Source organism: Ramlibacter sp. PS4R-6 (assembly GCF_037572775.1).
Lineage (GTDB): Bacteria > Pseudomonadota > Gammaproteobacteria > Burkholderiales > Burkholderiaceae_C > Ramlibacter.
In genome coordinates this window covers 1,092,840-1,107,789 of record NZ_JBBHKA010000001.1, presented here as the reverse complement: position 1 = coordinate 1,107,789, position 14,950 = coordinate 1,092,840, and the positions used below count along the sequence as shown (strand labels likewise).

The following is a 14,950-nucleotide window of genomic DNA, read 5'->3' as shown; positions in this document are numbered from 1 at the left end:
GCTGACATGCCTAGCATGCGGTCAGTCCACCGGGAGCCGCCATGAACCTTGCCCGCGCCGCCGGCGCCGCCTTGCTGGTGCTGGCACCGGCCCTGGCCGAAGCGGCCAGCCCGTTCGACGGCTTCTGGATGAAGGTCAACGCCGACAAGTCGCTCGATCCGGGCTCGCAGGTGGAATTCCGCGTCGAGAAGAACATCCTGTCCATGGCCACGCCGCAGGGCCAGGGCTACCGCGCCAAGCTCGATGGCACCGATTCACCGGTGGCCAACGACACCGCCACCACCAGCGTCTCGGTCAAGCTCGAAGGCCGCAACGTGATGGTGGAAACCGCCAAGCTCAATGGCAAGGCGTGGCTGGTGACCACGATGGAGGTCGAGGCAGACGGCAAGACCGCGAAGGTGTCGTGGAAGAACCTGCGCAACAACTCCAGCGGCAGCTACGTGATGTCGAAGCAGTAGCGCTCAGTCCAGCCCGAGCCGAGCCACCAGCGCCGCGAAGCGCGCGTCGCCGCGCACCGGGTCCCAGCGCGGGTCCACCGCCAGGTACGCCATCCACCCCGAACGCGTGCGCCACGCCGCCTCGAGCGCGGCAAACGCGGCGTCGGCTTCGCCCAGCGCCGCCAGGATCACCGCCGCCTCGTAGGCGTAGCGCTGCTGCGTATCGGCCGCCTCGCTGAATTCGCGCAGCACCGCGCGCGCCGCGCGTTTGTCGCCCGTCGCCGCGTAGACATAGCCCAGGCCGGCGCGCATCACCGCATTGCCACGGCTGCGCTGCGCCGCGCTGCGCAGTTCGTCGACCGCCTGGTCGCCGCGGCCGCACATCACGCAGGCCATGCCGCGGAAGAAGGGCGGCCACTGGTCGGTGTCGTCCAGGTGTTCGGTGCGGTCGGCCTGCTCGATCGCCGCTGCCGCATCGCGCGCGAGCCAGTGGTGCCAGGCCATGTGCACGTTGATGATCACGTCGTCCGGCTGCAGCGCAAGCGCGCGCTGCCCGGCCGCCAGGCCTTCCTGCCAGCGCCGCTGCGCCACCAGCAGGTGCGCGTGCCAGTGGTGCGCGTGCGCGTAGGCCGGGTCGAGCTCGAGCGCGCGCGTGAACTGCGCCGACGCGGCGCGCCAGTCCCAGCCGTGGTGCGCCGTGGCATAGGCGAGCGAGGTGTGCGCCGCCGCGCAGCAAGGGTCGAGTTGCAAAGCGCGCTGGGCCGCCGCCTGCGCTTTCGGGAAAGCCTCGCCGCTGGCAAGCGCGCCCGACTCCCACGACCCCAGCGTGTTGTAGACGTCGGCCAGCGCCGCGTGGCCCGGCGCGAAATCCGGCGCGAGCTGCACCGCTTCCTCGAGGCAAGTGAGTGCCTTCAGCGATTCGCGCGGCCGGCGGTTCCAGTGGAAGCGCCCGCGCAGGTAGGCGGCGCGCGCGGCCGGATCGCCCGGTGTCGACGCCGCCGCGCCGCCGGGGCCGGGCAGGTCGTCGCCGCTGCCGGCTTCGCCCGCCAGGCGCAGGCGCATCGCCGCGAGCCACGTTTCCCAGTCCTCGCCGACGTTCTGCAGGTTCAGTGCCGCCAGGAATTCGCCCGGTGACGGCGCCGAGGGCGCGTCCCGCACTTGCGCGAGCCGTTCGACCGCGTCGCAGGCCAGGTGCGCGGGCGCCACGCGCAGCGCGTGCTGGCCCACGCCTTCGACGGTGGCCTCGCCCAGTTCGCGGCGCAGGAAGGCCAGGGCCTGGCGCAGGTTGGCCGACGCCTGCGCGGGCGCCTTGTCGGGCCAGAAGGTGGCGAGCAGGCGTTCGCGCGAACACGCGCCGCGCTCGCTTTCGATCGCCAGGAAGGCCAGCAGCGCGAGCCGCCGCGGTTGCGCCAGCAGGGCGTCGATGCGCGTGCCGTCGGCGCGCCGCGCGTCGACGCCGCCCAGCAGCTGCAGCCGGATCACGCCGGGATCACGCCCGCCGGGAACCATGCGAACCCGCACCCAACCACCAAGGAGAGCATCGTGTCATCTTGCCATATGCCTGCGCTGGCCCTGGCCGCCGCACTGTCCCTCGCAACCCCCGCCTTCGCCTGGCCCGCCCAGGATGCGCCCACGCCGTCGGCGCAAGGCGCCGCGAACGTGCACCTGTGGCACGCCGCGGCGCGCGACGCGATCGCGCGCACGAAGCCGAACCAGCAGGCGGCGCTGCGCGTGCTCGCGTACCTGTCGCTCGCGCAGCACGAGACCGCGCAGCAACTCGCGGCGACGGACGAAGCCGCGTGGTCCGCAGCTTTCGACCGCGTCTCCGCCGACGTGCTGGCGGGCCTCTTGCCCTCGCAGGCCGGCGTGTGGCAAGGCCTCGCGGCATCGCTGGCCGCGGCGCGCGGCGGCGACGAGCGCCACGCCGATGCCCTCGCGGTGGCTGCCGCTTCGGCGCAACGCATCCTCTCGCGCGCCGCGTCCGATGGCTTCGACGCCGCGTGGACAGGCCGCGCGCCGGACGCCGCGACGGCGTGGAAAAGCCAGTTGCAGCCGGCGCGGCCGCCGCACCTGCCGCAATTGGGCGACATGAAGACCGTGTGGCTGGCCAACGCTGCCGCCGTGCAGTCGCCCGCGCCGCCGCAACCCGGCAGCGCTGCATTCGACGCCGCCTTGGCGGAGGTGCGCAGCCGCGCCGGTTCCGGCGCCGGCCTGGCGCGCGCCAAGCGCTGGGAGATGACCGGCGGCTCGCTGGTGGCCGGCTTCTGGGACGAGACCGCGCTCGAACTGGCGCGGCGCGAGGGCCTCCCGGGCCCGCAAATGGCGCGCGCGGCGGCGTTGTCGCTCGGCGCGACGCTGGACGCCAACATCGTGTGCCACCGCGTGAAGTACACGCACTGGGTGGCGCGGCCCTCGCAGGCCGATCCCTCCATACGGCCGCTGGTCGGGCTGCCCAACCACCCGTCCTACCCGAGCAACCATTCGTGCGATTCGACCGCAGCGGCCGCCGTGCTCGGCGCGCTCTTCCCGCGCCACCAGGCGGCGCTCGATGCGATGGCGCGCGAGGCCGGCGAATCCCGCATCGACGGCGGCATCCACTACCGCTTCGACGTCGAGGCCGGCGAAGCGATCGGGCGGGCGGCGGCACAGGCGGCCCTGCGCCGCGCTGCAAACTCGGTGGCGGGCCAATGAGCGCGGCCGACTACCCGCTGCTGCGCGACGCCGCGGAGCACGAACGGCTCGATGCGCAGGCGCGCTTCTGGTCGGCCGACGCGCACGCGCTCTTCGCCGAGGCCGGCGTCGAGCGCGGCTGGCGGGTCGCCGACCTGGGCAGCGGCACGCTGCACGTGGCCGAGGCGCTCAGCGAACACGTGGGCGCCGGCGGCCGCGTGGTGGCGCTGGACAGCGACCGCGACCTCGTGCGGCGCAACGCCGCCGCCGCCCATGCGCTGCGGCGCGCCGACGTGCGCATCGAGCACGGTGACGCCTACGCCACCGGTTGGCCCGCCGACTCGTTCGACGCCGCGCACGCGCGCTTCCTCGCCGCGCCCGCGGGCCGCCTGCCCGGGCTGGTCGCCGAGATGCGGCGCATCGTGCGTCCCGGCGGCTGCGTGATGCTGCAGGAGCCCGACGCCAACACCTGGTCGCTGCCGGGCGCGTCACGCGAATGGCTGCGCCTGCGCGAGTGGATCCGCAAGGGCTTCGCGCTGCGCCGCGGCGACTTCGATGCGGGCCGCGCGCTGCTCGGGGCGCTGGCCGACGAGGGCTTCGAGGCGCTGGGCCGCCGCTGCGTCGTGCGCACACTGCCGGCGGACCACCCTTATGCCGCCCTGCCCTTCGCCTTCGCGCGCCAGCTGGCGCCGCTGTGGCTGCGCGAAGGCATCGTCGGGGCCACCGAGCTGGAGGCGGTGCTGGCGAAAGTGCGCGCGGGGCTGGCGGCCGGCGGCATCGCGCAGACCTTCACCCTGGTGCAGGCCTGGGGCCGGCGCCCCGTCACAGGTTGAAGTCGTACTCCACCGTGATGGGCGCGTGGTCGGAGAAGCGCTCGGTCTTGTAGATCGATTCCTGCCGCGCGAGCTGAGCCACCGGCGGCGTGGCCAGGTGGTAGTCCAGGCGCCAGCCCACGTTCTTCGCATACGCCTGGCCGCGGTTGCTCCACCACGTGTAGCACTCCTCGGTGGTCTCGGGCTTGAGGTGCCGGTACACGTCCACGAGGCCCGTCTCCGACAGGATCTTCGTCATCCACGCGCGCTCCTCCGGCAGGAAGCCGCTGTTCTTGCGGTTGCCCTTCCAGTTCTTCAGGTCGCGCTCGCTGTGGGCGATGTTGACGTCGCCGCACAGGATGAAGTCGCGGCCCTGCTTCAGCCGCACGAGGTGCGGGTCGAACGCGTCGAGGAAGCGGAACTTGGCCTGCTGCCGCTCCTCGCCCGAGGAGCCGCTGGGGAAGTAGCAGCTGATCACCGAGAACTTGCGCGCCGGCGTGTCGAAGCGCAGCTCCACGTAGCGGCCCTCGGCGTCGAACTCGCCCGAGCCGAAGCCGACGATGACGTCGCTGGGCGCGTGCTTCGTGTAGACCGCCACGCCCGAATAGCCCTTCTTCTGCGCGAAATGGAAGTGGCCCTTCAGGCCCGCCATCTCCTCGAACCTGCCCTCGACGTCCTCGGCCTGCGCCTTGACCTCCTGCAGGCAAATACAATCCGGTCGGGTCTTCGCGATCCACGCTTCCACCCCCTTGGTGGCGGCCGAGCGGATGCCGTTGGCGTTGAGGCTGGTGAGTTTGAACAAGGATTTGCCCATGGCGAGTGCTGATACGGGCCGCGACGCGCTGGCCCAGGATTTCGTCCAGTTCGCCGTCGACGCAGGCGTGCTGCGCTTCGGCGAGTTCAAGACCAAGGCCGGGCGCCTCTCGCCCTATTTCTTCAACGCCGGCCTGTTCGACGACGGCGCCAAGGCGGGCCGGCTGGCGCAATTCTATGCACGCCGCATCCTGGCCTCGGGCATCGGGTTCGACATGCTGTTCGGCCCGGCCTACAAGGGCATCCCGCTGGCCACCGCGGTGGCCATCGAGATGGCCCGCCTGGGGCGCAACGTGCCCTTTGCCTACAACCGCAAGGAAGCCAAGGACCACGGCGAAGGCGGCACGCTGGTGGGCGCACCGGTCAGGGGCCGGGTGCTGATCGTGGACGACGTGATCACCGACGGCGGCGCGAAGCGCGAAGCCCGTGAAATCGTGATCGCGGCGGGAGGCACCCCCGTCGCCGTGGCGATCGCGATGGATCGCCAGGAAAAGGCCACGGAAGGTGGCAGGGATGCGGACTACAGCGGCGTGCAATACGTCGAGCGCCAGCTCGGCCTTGCGGTTTGCTCGATTGCGCGGCTGGACGATTTGCTCCAGTATCTCGCGCAGCACGCGGACGGCGCGCTGGGGTCGTACCACCAGCAGGTGCTCGCCTACCGCGAGCGCTACGGCGTCTCATAGGCAGTTCAAGCGGGGCGAGGTCGGGATGCGCGGCTGGTTGGGAAGTTTCATCGCCGCCGCCATATGGGCGGGTTCGCTGCCCGGGGCCTGGGCCCAGGGCGGCATCTACACGTGCGTCGACGCCAAGGGCCGGCGCCTGACGTCCGACCGCCCCATCATCGATTGCATCGACCGCGAGCAGAACGAGCTCAGCCCCAGCGGCAAGGTCCTGCGCAAGATCGGCCCCTCGATGACGGCCGAGGAGCGCGCCGCCGAGGAGGAAAAGCAGCGCAAGGCCCTCGAGGAGAAGGCGCGCATCGAGGAGGAAAAGCGCCGTGACCGCGCCCTGCTCTCGCGCTTCCCGGACCGCGCCGCCCACGACAAGGAACGCAACATCGCGCTGGGGGTGGTGGACGAGGTGATCAAGGCCGCCCTGCGCCGCGTGTCCGAGCTGCAGTGGCAGCGCAAGAAGCTCGACGCGGAGCTGGAGTTCTACAAGGGCGACGTCCAGCAGGCGCCGGTGAACGTGAAGCGGCAGATCGAGGGCAACGAGCAGCAGGTGGCGGCGCAAAAGCGCTTCATCGCCAACCAGGAAGAAGAGAAGAAGCGCATCAACGCGCGCTTCGACGAGGAAGCCGTGCGCCTCAAGCCCCTGTGGGCGCAGCATGCGGTGCCGACGGCCGCGCGGTCCGCTTCGGCGCCCGCGCCCGCCGCGAAGAAGTGAGAAGCGTCATCCCGGCGCAGGCCGGGATCCAGTGGCTTACCCGAGTTTGCGCTTCAGCAGCTCGTTGACCTGCTGCGGGTTGGCCTTGCCCTTGCTGGCCTTCATCACCTGGCCCACCAGCGCGTTGAAGGCCTTGTCCTTGCCCGCCTTGTACTGCGCGACGTTGTCGGCGTTGGCGGCGACCACTTCCTCGACGATCTTCTCCAGCGCGCCGGAGTCGTTCATCTGCTTGAGGCCCTTGGCTTCGATGACGGCGTCGACGTCATTGCCCTCGCCCGACCACAGCGCCTCGAACACCTGCCGGGCGGCATTGTTGGAGATCGTGCCGTCCGAAATCCGGCCGATGAGCAGGGCCAGCGTCGCGGCGCCCACCGGGCCGGACTCAATGGCCCGGTCTTCCGCATTGAGCTTGCGCGAGACCTCGCCCATCACCCAGTTGCTGGCGATCTTCGGCTGCTTCGACAGCTTCGCCGCTTCCTCGAAATACGCGGCCATGGCCTTCGACGAAGTGAGCGTCGTCGCGTCGTACTCGGGCAGGCCGTACTCGGCGACGAAGCGCGCCGCCATCGTGCGCGGCAGTTCGGCCATCTGCGACTTCACGCGCTCGACCCACTCGTTCGCCACCACCAGCGGCGGCAGGTCCGGGTCGGGGAAGTAGCGGTAGTCGGCCGCGTCTTCCTTGGTGCGCATCGCGCGCGTCTCGCCCGTGTCGGGGTCGAACAGCACCGTCGCCTGCTCGATGGCGTGGCCGTCTTCCAGCTGCTCGATCTGCCAGCGCACCTCGAAATCGATGGCCTGCTGCATGAACTTGAAGCTGTTCAGGTTCTTGATCTCGCGCCGCGTGCCGAAGGGCTGGCCGGGCTTGCGCACGGACACGTTGGCGTCGCAGCGGAAGCTGCCTTCCTGCATGTTGCCGTCGCAGATGCCGATCCAGGTGACGATCTTGTGCAGTTCCTTTGCGTACGCCACCGCTTCGGCGGACGAGCGCATGTCGGGCTCGGTCACGATCTCCAGCAGCGGCGTGCCGGCGCGGTTCAGGTCGATGCCCGACTGGCCGGCGAAGTCCTCGTGCAGCGACTTGCCGGCGTCTTCCTCGAGGTGCGCGCGCACCAGGCGCACGGACTTCTTCTCGTCGCCGAGGAAGAACTCGACCACGCCGCCTTGCACGACGGGAATCTCGTACTGCGAGATCTGGTAGCCCTTGGGCAGGTCCGGATAGAAATAGTTCTTGCGCGCGAAGATGGAGCGCGGTGCGATCTTCGCGTTGACGGCGAGGCCGAAGGCGATGGCGCGTTCCACCGCGCCCTTGTTCATCACCGGCAGCGTGCCGGGCAGCGCGACGTCCACCGGCGCCGTCTGCGTGTTGGGCTCGGCGCCGAACGCCGTGGGCGCGCGCGAGAAGATCTTCGACTGCGTCGACAGCTGCGCATGTGTCTCGAAGCCGATCACGACTTCCCAGCCGCGGACCAGGGGCGCGTTCATTGCACACCCCCCGGCTCGCGCGTGTGGAAGTCGGTCGCCTGCTGGAAGCGGTGCGCCGCGTTGAGCAACCGGCTTTCGCCGAAGTAGTTGCCCAGCAGCTGCAGCCCCACGGGCATGCCGCCCTCGCCGAAGCCGCAGGGGATGCTCATGCCGGGCAGCCCCGCGAGCGAGCCGGGCAGCGTGTAGAAGTCGGCCAGGTAATCGGCCAGCGGGTCCTTGGCGTGGTCGCCCAGGTGCCAGGCGACGGTCGGCGCCACGGGGCCCGCGATGACGTCGCACTGCTTGAACGCGTTCTGGAAGTCGTCGGCGATCATGCGCCGCACCTTCTGCGCCTGCAGGTAGTAGGCGTCGTAGTAGCCGTGCGAGAGCACGTAGGTGCCGATCATGATGCGGCGCTTGACCTCGTCGCCGAAGCCCTCAGCGCGCGTCTTCTTGTACATGTCGAGCAGGTCCGCGTACTTCGCGGCGCGGTGGCCGAACTTCACGCCGTCGAAGCGCGAGAGGTTCGACGACGCTTCGGCCGGCGCGATGATGTAGTACACGGGGATGCCCAGCTCCGCGCGCGGCAGCGAGACCTCCACCACCTTCGCCCCGAGCTTCGTGTATTCCTTCAGCGCGCCCTCGATGGCCGCGCGCACGTCGGCGGCCAGGCCTTCGCCGAAGAATTCCTTCGGCACGCCGATGCGCAGGCCTTCGATGGAGCCGTCCAGCGACTTCGTGAAGTCCTCCGCCGGCACGTCGAGCGAGGTGGAGTCGCGGTCCGGGTCGGGCCCGCAGATGGCCGACAGCAGCAGCGCGCAGTCCTCGGCCGAGCGCGCCATCGGCCCGGCCTGGTCCAGCGACGAGGCGAAGGCGATCATCCCGTAGCGCGAGGCGCGGCCGTACGTGGGCTTGATGCCGGTGATGCCGCAGAAGGACGCGGGCTGGCGGATGGAGCCGCCGGTGTCGGTGCCGGTCGCGGCTGGCGCCAGGCGCGCCGCGACCACCGCGGCGCTGCCGCCCGAGGAACCACCCGGTATGCGTGACGCATCCCATGGGTTCTTCACGGGCTGGTACGCCGAGTTCTCGTTGGACGAGCCCATGGCGAACTCGTCGCAATTGAGCTTGCCCAGCGTCACGCAGCCGGCTTCGGCCAGGCGCGCCACCACCGTCGCATCGAAGGGCGAGCGGTAGCCCTCCAGCATCTTCGAGCCGGCGGTGCTGGGGAAGTCCTTCGTGACGAAGATGTCCTTGTGGGCGATGGGCACGCCGAGCAGGCGCGCCGCGTCGCCCTTGGCGAGGCGCTCGTCCGCGGCGCGGGCCTGGGCCAATGTCACGCCTTCGTCGACCGCGAGGTACGCGCCCAGCGATTCGTATTGCCTGCCGCGCGCAAGGAAATGTTTCGCCGCCTCGGTGGCCGAGACCTTCTTTTCGCGCAGGTGCGCCGCGAGCTGCGCGACGCCGAGCTCGTGCAGCGCGCTCATTCGATCACCTTCGGCACCAGGAACAGCCCGCGCTCCACGGCCGGCGCGCTGCGCTGGTTGCCCTCGCGCTGGTTGCCCTCGCTGGCCACGTCCTCGCGCAGGCGCAACTGCACGTCCTGCACGGTGGCGACGGGGTGCGGCAGCGGCTCGACGCCGGCGGTGTCGACGGCCTTCATCTTCTCGACGATGTCGAAGAAGCCGTTGATCTGCGACTGCATGAGCGCAGCCTCTTCGGGCTTGAGTTCCAGGCGCGCGAGGTGGGCGATGCGGGCGATGTCTTGGGGGCTCAGCGCCATGGTGTAACGGGAAAAAATCAGGCCCTCGAAGGGCCGGTTCTCACAGGGGGATCGGGTATTATCCCGCCTTTGGAGAAACGGCCGCTCAAGCGGCCGATTTCATAGAGAAAAAGAGGATTTCTCAATGTTCGGAGCCTTCCGTCGGTACATTTCGACCGACCTCGCCATCGACCTCGGCACGGCCAACACCCTGATCTACGTCCGAGACAAGGGCATCGTGCTCGACGAACCGTCGGTGGTCGCGATCCGGCACGAAGGCGGCCCCCAGGGCAAGAAGACCATCCAGGCCGTGGGCCACGAGGCCAAGGCCATGCTGGGCAAGGTGCCCGGCAACATCGAGGCCATCCGCCCGATGAAGGACGGCGTCATCGCCGACTTCACGGTGACGGAGCAGATGCTCAAGCAGTTCATCAAGATGGTCCACCCCCGGTCCATCCTGCGCCCAAGCCCCCGCATCATCATCTGCGTGCCCTGCGGCTCCACCCAGGTGGAGCGCCGCGCCATCCGCGAGTCGGCGCTGGGCGCCGGCGCCTCGGAGGTCTACCTGATCGAGGAGCCCATGGCCGCCGCGATCGGCGCCGGCCTGCCGGTGTCGGAAGCCTCCGGCTCCATGGTCGTGGACATCGGCGGCGGTACGACCGAAGTCGGCGTCATCTCCCTGGGCGGCATGGTCTACAAGGGCAGCGTGCGCGTGGGCGGCGACAAGTTCGACGAGGCCATCATCAGCTACATCCGCCGCAACTACGGCATGCTGATCGGCGAGCCGACGGCGGAAAGCATCAAGAAGACCATCGGCTCGGCCTTCCCGGGCAGCGAGGTCAAGGAAATCGAGGTCAAGGGCCGCAACCTGTCGGAAGGCGTGCCGCGCTCGTTCACCATCTCGTCCAACGAGATCCTGGAAGCGCTGACCGACCCGCTCAACAACATCGTCTCGGCCGTGAAGAACGCGCTGGAGAGCACACCGCCCGAGCTGGGGGCCGACATCGCCGAGCGCGGGATGATGCTGACCGGCGGCGGCGCCCTGCTGCGCGACCTGGACCGCCTGCTGGCTGAGGAGACGGGCCTGCCCGTGCTGGTGGCCGAGGACCCGCTGACCTGCGTCGTGCGCGGCTGCGGCATCGCCCTGGAGCGCATGGAGCGCCTCGGCTCCATCTTCACCAGCGAATAGCGAGCGCCCACAATAGGGCCTGCAGCAGTTCGCAGCCCCTTCCACCATGCCACTGGGCACCCTCGACCGGACCCCGCCGCCCTTCTTCAAGCAGGGACCGTCGGCGCTGTCCAAGCTGATGGTGTTCTCGGCCATCGCCCTGTTCCTGATGGTGGCCGACACGCGGTTCAAGCTGTCGCAGCCGCTGCGCGCCGGCGTGGCCACGGTGCTCTACCCCTTGCAATGGCTGGCCCTGCGCCCCGTGCTGGCGGCGCGCTGGACCGCCGAGTACTTCGAGTCGCGCGCCAGCGCCCAGGCCAATGAAGAGCAGGCGCGCGTCAAGCTCGCCCAGCAATCGCTGCGCGCCAACCAGGTCGAGCAGCTGCTGATCGAGAACGACCGCCTGCGCAAGCTGCTGGCGCTGCGCGAGCGCGTCACCGTCGGCTCGGTGCCGGCCGAGGTGCTGTACGACGCCGCCGATCCCTACACGCGCAAGGTCATCATCGACAAGGGCTACGCGCAGGGCGTGGAGGCCGGCGCGCCGGTGATCGACGAATCCGGCGTGCTCGGCCAGGTCACGCGCGTGATGCCGCTGGTGTCCGAGGTCACGCTGGTCACCGACCGCGACCATGCGATCCCGGTTCTCAACGCCCGCACCGGCGCGCGCAGCGTCGCGTTCGGCGACCCGACCTCCAGCACCGGCCAGTTGGAGCTGCGCTTCATGGCCGGCAACGCCGACGTGCAGCCGGGCGACCTGCTCACCACCAGCGGCGTCGACGGCGTGTACCCGCCGGGCCTGCCGGTGGCGAAGGTCGCGAAGGTCGAGCGCCGCGCCGATTCGGGCTTCGCGCAGATCACGTGCGTGCCACAGGCGCTGGTGGACGGCGCGCGGCACGTGATGGTGCTGGCGAACCCCAGCCAGCAGCTGCCGGTGCGCCCGCCCGCCGACGACACGCCCCAGCTCGCGCCGAGGAAGGAAAAAGGGCCGCCCGGCCTGCGCGGCGGCCCGGCCAAGGACGCGAAAGAGAAAGGGCCCGCGCCATGATCATGCGCCCGGGCCAGCCGCTGCTGCTGCCGGCCAACCCCCTGTTCATCTGGGGCTCGCTGCTGGCCGCGCTCATGCTGAACATGCTGCCCATCGGCCGCACGCCGTGGATGCCGGACTTCCTCGCGCTGGTGGTCGTGTTCTGGGCCGTGCACCAGCCGCTGCGCGTGGGCGTCGGCGCCGCCTTCATGTTCGGCCTGGCGATGGACGTGCACCAGTCGGCGCTGCTCGGGCAGCACGCGCTCGCCTACACCGCGCTGTCGTTCTTCGCGATCACCATCCACCGCCGCCTGCTGTGGTTCACGGTGCCGTCGCAGGCCGTGCAGGTGTTCCCGCTGTTCGCGGCCGCGCACGCCATCGAGCTCACCATCCGCCTCATCGCCGGCGGCATGTTCCCCGGCTGGGCCATCGTGCTCGCGCCCTTCCTCGAAGCGATGCTGTGGCCGGTGGCCAGCGTGATGCTGCTGGCGCCGCAGCGCCGCGCGCCGGACCCCGACGAGAACCGCCCGCTGTAGCCGTGCCATGACCGAGCTCAGAAACGTCGAAGCCGACCTGTCGAAGTTCCGGCTGCGCGTGTTCGCGGCGAGCCTCGTCGTGGTCCTGTGCTTCACGCTGCTGGGCGTGCGCCTGGCGTGGCTGCAGATCTGGCGCCACGGCGAGCTGCTCGAAGCGGCGGAGGCGAACCGCACGGCCGTCGTGCCGATCGTTCCCAACCGCGGGCTGATCACCGACCGCAACGGCATCATCCTGGCGACCAACTACTCGGCCTACACGCTGGAGATCCAGCCGCAGCGCATCCGCATCCCGCTGGACAAGGTGATCGACGAACTGGCCAAGGTGATCGACGTGCAGCCGCGCGACAAGCGCCGCTTCAAGAAGCTGCTGGAAGAGAACAAGACGGTCGAGTCGCTGCCGATCCGCACCAAGCTCACCGACGAGGAAGTGGCGCGCTTCGCCGCGAACAGCTGGCGCTTCCCGGGCGTGGAGATCAAGGCGCGCCTGTTCCGCAACTACCCGTGGGGCGAACTCGCGAGCCACCTGATCGGCTACATCGGCCGCGTGAACCAGGCCGAGAAGGGCGCGATGGAGGAATGGCCCGAGGCACAGCAGGCCAACTACCGCGGCACGGAGTACATCGGCAAGCTGGGCATCGAGCAAAGCTACGAGGAGCAGCTGCACGGGCTGACGGGCGTCGAGCACGTGGAGACCTCCGCCGGCGGCCGCGCCATCCGCAAGCTGCGCAGCCATGCCGCGACGCCGGGCAGCACGGTGACGCTGTCGGTGGACATCAAGCTGCAGCGCCTGGTGGAAGACCTGTACGGCGACCGCCGCGGCGCCTTCGTCGCGCTGGACCCGAAGACCGGCGAGATCCTCGCCTTCGTGAGCAAGCCCACCTTCGACCCCAACCTCTTCGTCGACGGCATCGACACCGAGAACTGGACGGCGCTGAACGAATCGATCGACAAGCCGCTGCTCAATCGCGCGCTGCGCGGCACCTACCCGCCGGGCTCGACCTACAAGCCTTACATGGCGCTGGCGGCGCTGGAGACCGGCAAGCGCAACCCGCAGCAGGCGATCTCCGACCCGGGCTACTTCTGGTTCGGCGGCCACAAGTTCCGCGACGACAAGGAAGGCGGCCACGGCTCGGTGGACATGTACAAGTCCATCGTGCAGTCGTGCGACACCTACTACTACATCCTGGCCAACGACATGGGCGTGGACCTGATGTACGAGCAGATGCACAAGTTCGGCTTCGGCGACATCACCGGCATCGACATCCAGGGCGAATCCAAGGGCCTGCTCCCCTCCACGCGCTGGAAGCGCGCGGCGTACGCGAAGAATCCCGCCAACCAGAAGTGGTTCGCCGGCGAGACCATCTCGCTGGGCATCGGCCAGGGCTACAACAACTTCACCATCCTGCAGATGGCCTCGGCCATGGCCACCATCGCCAACGACGGCGTCAAGATGAAGCCGCACCTGGTGCAGAAGGTGGTCGACGTCGTGACCAAGCAGCAGCTGCACTCGGCCGTGCACCAGGCGATGGGCGAGCGCATCGCGAAGGCCGAGAACATCGAGACCATCAAGAAGGCGCTGGTGGGCGTGAACATCGAAGGCACGTCGGCGCGCGCCTTCCAGGGCGCGGGCTACACCAGCGGCGGCAAGACCGGCACCGCGCAGGTGGTGACGATCGCGCAGGGCGCCAAGTACAACGCCTCGCAGATGGAGGAGCGTCACCGCGACCACGCGCTGTACATCGCCTACGCGCCGGCCGAGGACCCGAAGATCGCCATCGCGATGATCGTGGAGAACGCCGGCTTCGGCGCGCAGAACGCCGCGCCCATCGCGCGCCGCGCCTTCGACTACTACCTGATGGGCCAGTACCCGGGCGAGGAAGACATCGCGCTGGTCAAGAAGGGCCAGGCCACCACGCCGGTGGGCAAGCCGCGCGCCGCCGCCGAATTCGCGTGGCCCCCGACGCAGGGCACCACGTCCGCCGCCGCGAGCGTGGGCGCCGCTTCGGCCCCGTCGTCGCCCTGAGGCCGCGCGCCTACTGCAGGCCCTGCGCGAAGCGCACGAGCTGCCACGCGCGGTACGGCTCGGGCATGTCGAGCATGGCCGAGATCGCCTCGGTGAGCATGTCGCACACGTCGGTGGCAGGCACGTCCTCGAGCTCCCCGGAGTTCAGCTCGCGCAGTTGCGCCGGCGTGAACTTCGAGCGCACGCGCTCACGGATCGTCAGGGCGTAGACCTTCGCCGCCATGCCGGCCTGCCCGGCGTCGATGCGGCGCACGTCGGGAAAGCGCGAGAGCTCCGCCTCGGCGGCTTCCTGGTACAGGCGCGTGACCGCTTCGAGCGTGGCGAGCGGCGCCTTCACCAGGTAGGCCAGCTCCATGTCGTCGATCTCGCGCGGGGCCACCTTGCCGCGCAGCACCGCCGTGCACTGCTTGGCGCCCGCGCTGCGCGCCACCGCGATGATGTGCTCCACCAGCTCGGCCTGCCGCTGCTCGGGCAGGCGCGCGACCCCCTTGGACTGGAGCATCATCATCGCCTCGGCGCCGAGGCGGCGGAAGTCGGCCTTCGGGTCGGCCTTGAGCATGGGCAGCATGATGGCCGCCATGTAGGCCGGCATCGCTTCGTGCCGCATCACGGCGCGCAGCATCGGGCGGCGGATGGCCAGCTGCTCGGCGCTCCACGGCGCGCGCTGCAGCAGCACCGCGTCCAGTTGCGCATCGGTGGCATAGCGGTCCTCGATCAGCGCGCGGAACAGGCTCGCGAGCTCGCGCTCGGTGGGGACTTGCGCGTGGACGGTCGAGACGAGGCCCAGCAGGGCGGCCAGCAGCCAGCCGAAGATCCGTGTGCGCATGGGAGTGCCCCCTCCTCTCGTCGAGAGGCCATGAT

15 protein-coding genes are annotated in these 14,950 nt (G+C 70.0%); 9 read left to right on the top strand and 6 right to left on the bottom strand.

Going from position 1 to position 14,950, the window contains the following annotated elements; translation table 11 throughout:
* The first annotated feature begins 41 nt into the window (after positions 1–41).
* On the top strand, positions 42–458 hold the full coding sequence (locus WG903_RS05465) for a hypothetical protein (protein ID WP_340073208.1): 417 nt from the start codon (positions 42–44) through the stop codon (positions 456–458).
* A 3-nt stretch (positions 459–461) separates the two neighbouring features.
* Here WG903_RS05465 and WG903_RS05460 read toward each other — a convergent pair whose 3' ends face one another.
* Positions 462–1,919, bottom strand: coding sequence for a TPR end-of-group domain-containing protein (locus WG903_RS05460; RefSeq protein WP_340073207.1), 1,458 nt, complete (start codon positions 1,917–1,919; stop codon positions 462–464).
* Between the two features lie 75 nt (positions 1,920–1,994).
* Here WG903_RS05460 and WG903_RS05455 point away from each other — a divergent pair, with 75 nt between their 5' ends.
* Both WG903_RS05455 and WG903_RS05450 read left to right on the top strand, forming a co-directional pair.
* Positions 1,995–3,128, top strand: a complete 1,134-nt coding sequence (locus WG903_RS05455) for a phosphatase PAP2 family protein (protein WP_340073206.1) — start codon at positions 1,995–1,997, stop codon at positions 3,126–3,128.
* Entirely contained in the window at positions 3,125–3,940 is an 816-nt protein-coding gene (locus WG903_RS05450) for a class I SAM-dependent methyltransferase (protein ID WP_340073205.1), read from the top strand. Before WG903_RS05455 ends, WG903_RS05450 begins: the two co-directional genes overlap by 4 nt.
* Here WG903_RS05450 and WG903_RS05445 read toward each other — a convergent pair.
* The gene (locus WG903_RS05445; RefSeq protein WP_340073204.1) at positions 3,930–4,733 is read right to left on the bottom strand and encodes an exodeoxyribonuclease III; all 804 of its coding nucleotides are present in this window, start codon (positions 4,731–4,733) and stop codon (positions 3,930–3,932) included. The two genes, WG903_RS05450 and WG903_RS05445, sit on opposite strands and share 11 nt — an antisense overlap.
* Between WG903_RS05445 and pyrE the strand changes: the two genes are divergently transcribed.
* Together pyrE and WG903_RS05435 are read left to right on the top strand one after the other, a co-directional pair.
* Complete coding sequence (gene pyrE / locus WG903_RS05440; protein ID WP_340073203.1) at positions 4,732–5,415, top strand: orotate phosphoribosyltransferase; 684 nt, start codon at positions 4,732–4,734, stop codon at positions 5,413–5,415. The genes WG903_RS05445 and pyrE overlap by 2 nt on opposite strands.
* Before the next feature lie 25 nt (positions 5,416–5,440).
* On the top strand, positions 5,441–6,118 hold the full coding sequence (locus WG903_RS05435) for a DUF4124 domain-containing protein (protein WP_340073202.1): 678 nt from the start codon (positions 5,441–5,443) through the stop codon (positions 6,116–6,118).
* A 36-nt stretch (positions 6,119–6,154) separates the two neighbouring features.
* Here WG903_RS05435 and gatB read toward each other — a convergent pair whose 3' ends face one another.
* The 3 genes from gatB to gatC are packed head-to-tail and all read right to left on the bottom strand — an operon-like array spanning position 6,155 to position 9,359.
* Entirely contained in the window at positions 6,155–7,600 is a 1,446-nt protein-coding gene (gene gatB, locus WG903_RS05430; RefSeq protein ID WP_340073201.1) for an Asp-tRNA(Asn)/Glu-tRNA(Gln) amidotransferase subunit GatB, read from the bottom strand.
* The gene (gene gatA / locus WG903_RS05425) at positions 7,597–9,063 is read right to left on the bottom strand and encodes an Asp-tRNA(Asn)/Glu-tRNA(Gln) amidotransferase subunit GatA (RefSeq protein WP_340073200.1); all 1,467 of its coding nucleotides are present in this window, start codon (positions 9,061–9,063) and stop codon (positions 7,597–7,599) included. The genes gatB and gatA overlap by 4 nt, the downstream gene beginning before the upstream one ends.
* Complete coding sequence (gene gatC, locus WG903_RS05420; RefSeq protein ID WP_340073199.1) at positions 9,060–9,359, bottom strand: Asp-tRNA(Asn)/Glu-tRNA(Gln) amidotransferase subunit GatC; 300 nt, start codon at positions 9,357–9,359, stop codon at positions 9,060–9,062. The genes gatA and gatC overlap by 4 nt, the downstream gene beginning before the upstream one ends.
* 124 nt (positions 9,360–9,483) lie before the next feature.
* On the opposite strand from gatC, the gene WG903_RS05415 reads away from it, so the two are divergent.
* From WG903_RS05415 to mrdA, 4 genes are read left to right on the top strand one after another with little or no spacing between them, the layout of a single operon-like run.
* A complete protein-coding gene (locus WG903_RS05415) occupies positions 9,484–10,527 on the top strand; it encodes a rod shape-determining protein (RefSeq protein ID WP_340073198.1) in 1,044 nt (347 codons plus the stop codon).
* 46 nt (positions 10,528–10,573) lie between these two features.
* A complete protein-coding gene (gene mreC, locus WG903_RS05410; RefSeq protein WP_340073197.1) occupies positions 10,574–11,551 on the top strand; it encodes a rod shape-determining protein MreC in 978 nt (325 codons plus the stop codon).
* Positions 11,548–12,066: a rod shape-determining protein MreD gene (gene mreD / locus WG903_RS05405; RefSeq protein ID WP_340073196.1), complete on the top strand. Its 519-nt coding sequence runs from the start codon at positions 11,548–11,550 to the stop codon at positions 12,064–12,066. Before mreC ends, mreD begins: the two co-directional genes overlap by 4 nt.
* Before the next feature lie 7 nt (positions 12,067–12,073).
* Positions 12,074–14,089, top strand: coding sequence for a penicillin-binding protein 2 (gene mrdA / locus WG903_RS05400; RefSeq protein ID WP_340073195.1), 2,016 nt, complete (start codon positions 12,074–12,076; stop codon positions 14,087–14,089).
* Positions 14,090–14,099: 10 nt separating this feature from the next.
* On the opposite strand, the gene WG903_RS05395 is transcribed toward mrdA, so the two are convergent.
* Positions 14,100–14,915 (bottom strand): hypothetical protein, encoded by an 816-nt coding sequence (locus WG903_RS05395; protein ID WP_340073194.1) that lies wholly within the window; start codon positions 14,913–14,915, stop codon positions 14,100–14,102.
* Positions 14,916–14,950: the final 35 nt, after the last annotated feature.

Bases quoted from the DNA above. Each gene is read 5' to 3' on its own strand.
- gatB (WP_340073201.1), bottom strand. From the start codon at position 7,600: ATGAACGCGCCCCTGGTCCGCGGCTGGGAAGTCGTGATCGGCTTCGAG.
- WG903_RS05395 (WP_340073194.1), bottom strand. From the start codon at position 14,915: ATGCGCACACGGATCTTCGGCTGGCTGCTGGCCGCCCTGCTGGGCCTC.
- WG903_RS05415 (WP_340073198.1), top strand. From the start codon at position 9,484: ATGTTCGGAGCCTTCCGTCGGTACATTTCGACCGACCTCGCCATCGAC.
- WG903_RS05435 (WP_340073202.1), top strand. From the start codon at position 5,441: ATGCGCGGCTGGTTGGGAAGTTTCATCGCCGCCGCCATATGGGCGGGT.
- mrdA (WP_340073195.1), top strand. From the start codon at position 12,074: ATGACCGAGCTCAGAAACGTCGAAGCCGACCTGTCGAAGTTCCGGCTG.
- gatA (WP_340073200.1), bottom strand. From the start codon at position 9,063: ATGAGCGCGCTGCACGAGCTCGGCGTCGCGCAGCTCGCGGCGCACCTG.
- WG903_RS05465 (WP_340073208.1), top strand. From the start codon at position 42: ATGAACCTTGCCCGCGCCGCCGGCGCCGCCTTGCTGGTGCTGGCACCG.
- gatC (WP_340073199.1), bottom strand. From the start codon at position 9,359: ATGGCGCTGAGCCCCCAAGACATCGCCCGCATCGCCCACCTCGCGCGC.
- mreC (WP_340073197.1), top strand. From the start codon at position 10,574: ATGCCACTGGGCACCCTCGACCGGACCCCGCCGCCCTTCTTCAAGCAG.
- mreD (WP_340073196.1), top strand. From the start codon at position 11,548: ATGATCATGCGCCCGGGCCAGCCGCTGCTGCTGCCGGCCAACCCCCTG.
- WG903_RS05445 (WP_340073204.1), bottom strand. From the start codon at position 4,733: ATGGGCAAATCCTTGTTCAAACTCACCAGCCTCAACGCCAACGGCATC.
- WG903_RS05450 (WP_340073205.1), top strand. From the start codon at position 3,125: ATGAGCGCGGCCGACTACCCGCTGCTGCGCGACGCCGCGGAGCACGAA.
- pyrE (WP_340073203.1), top strand. From the start codon at position 4,732: ATGGCGAGTGCTGATACGGGCCGCGACGCGCTGGCCCAGGATTTCGTC.
- WG903_RS05455 (WP_340073206.1), top strand. From the start codon at position 1,995: ATGCCTGCGCTGGCCCTGGCCGCCGCACTGTCCCTCGCAACCCCCGCC.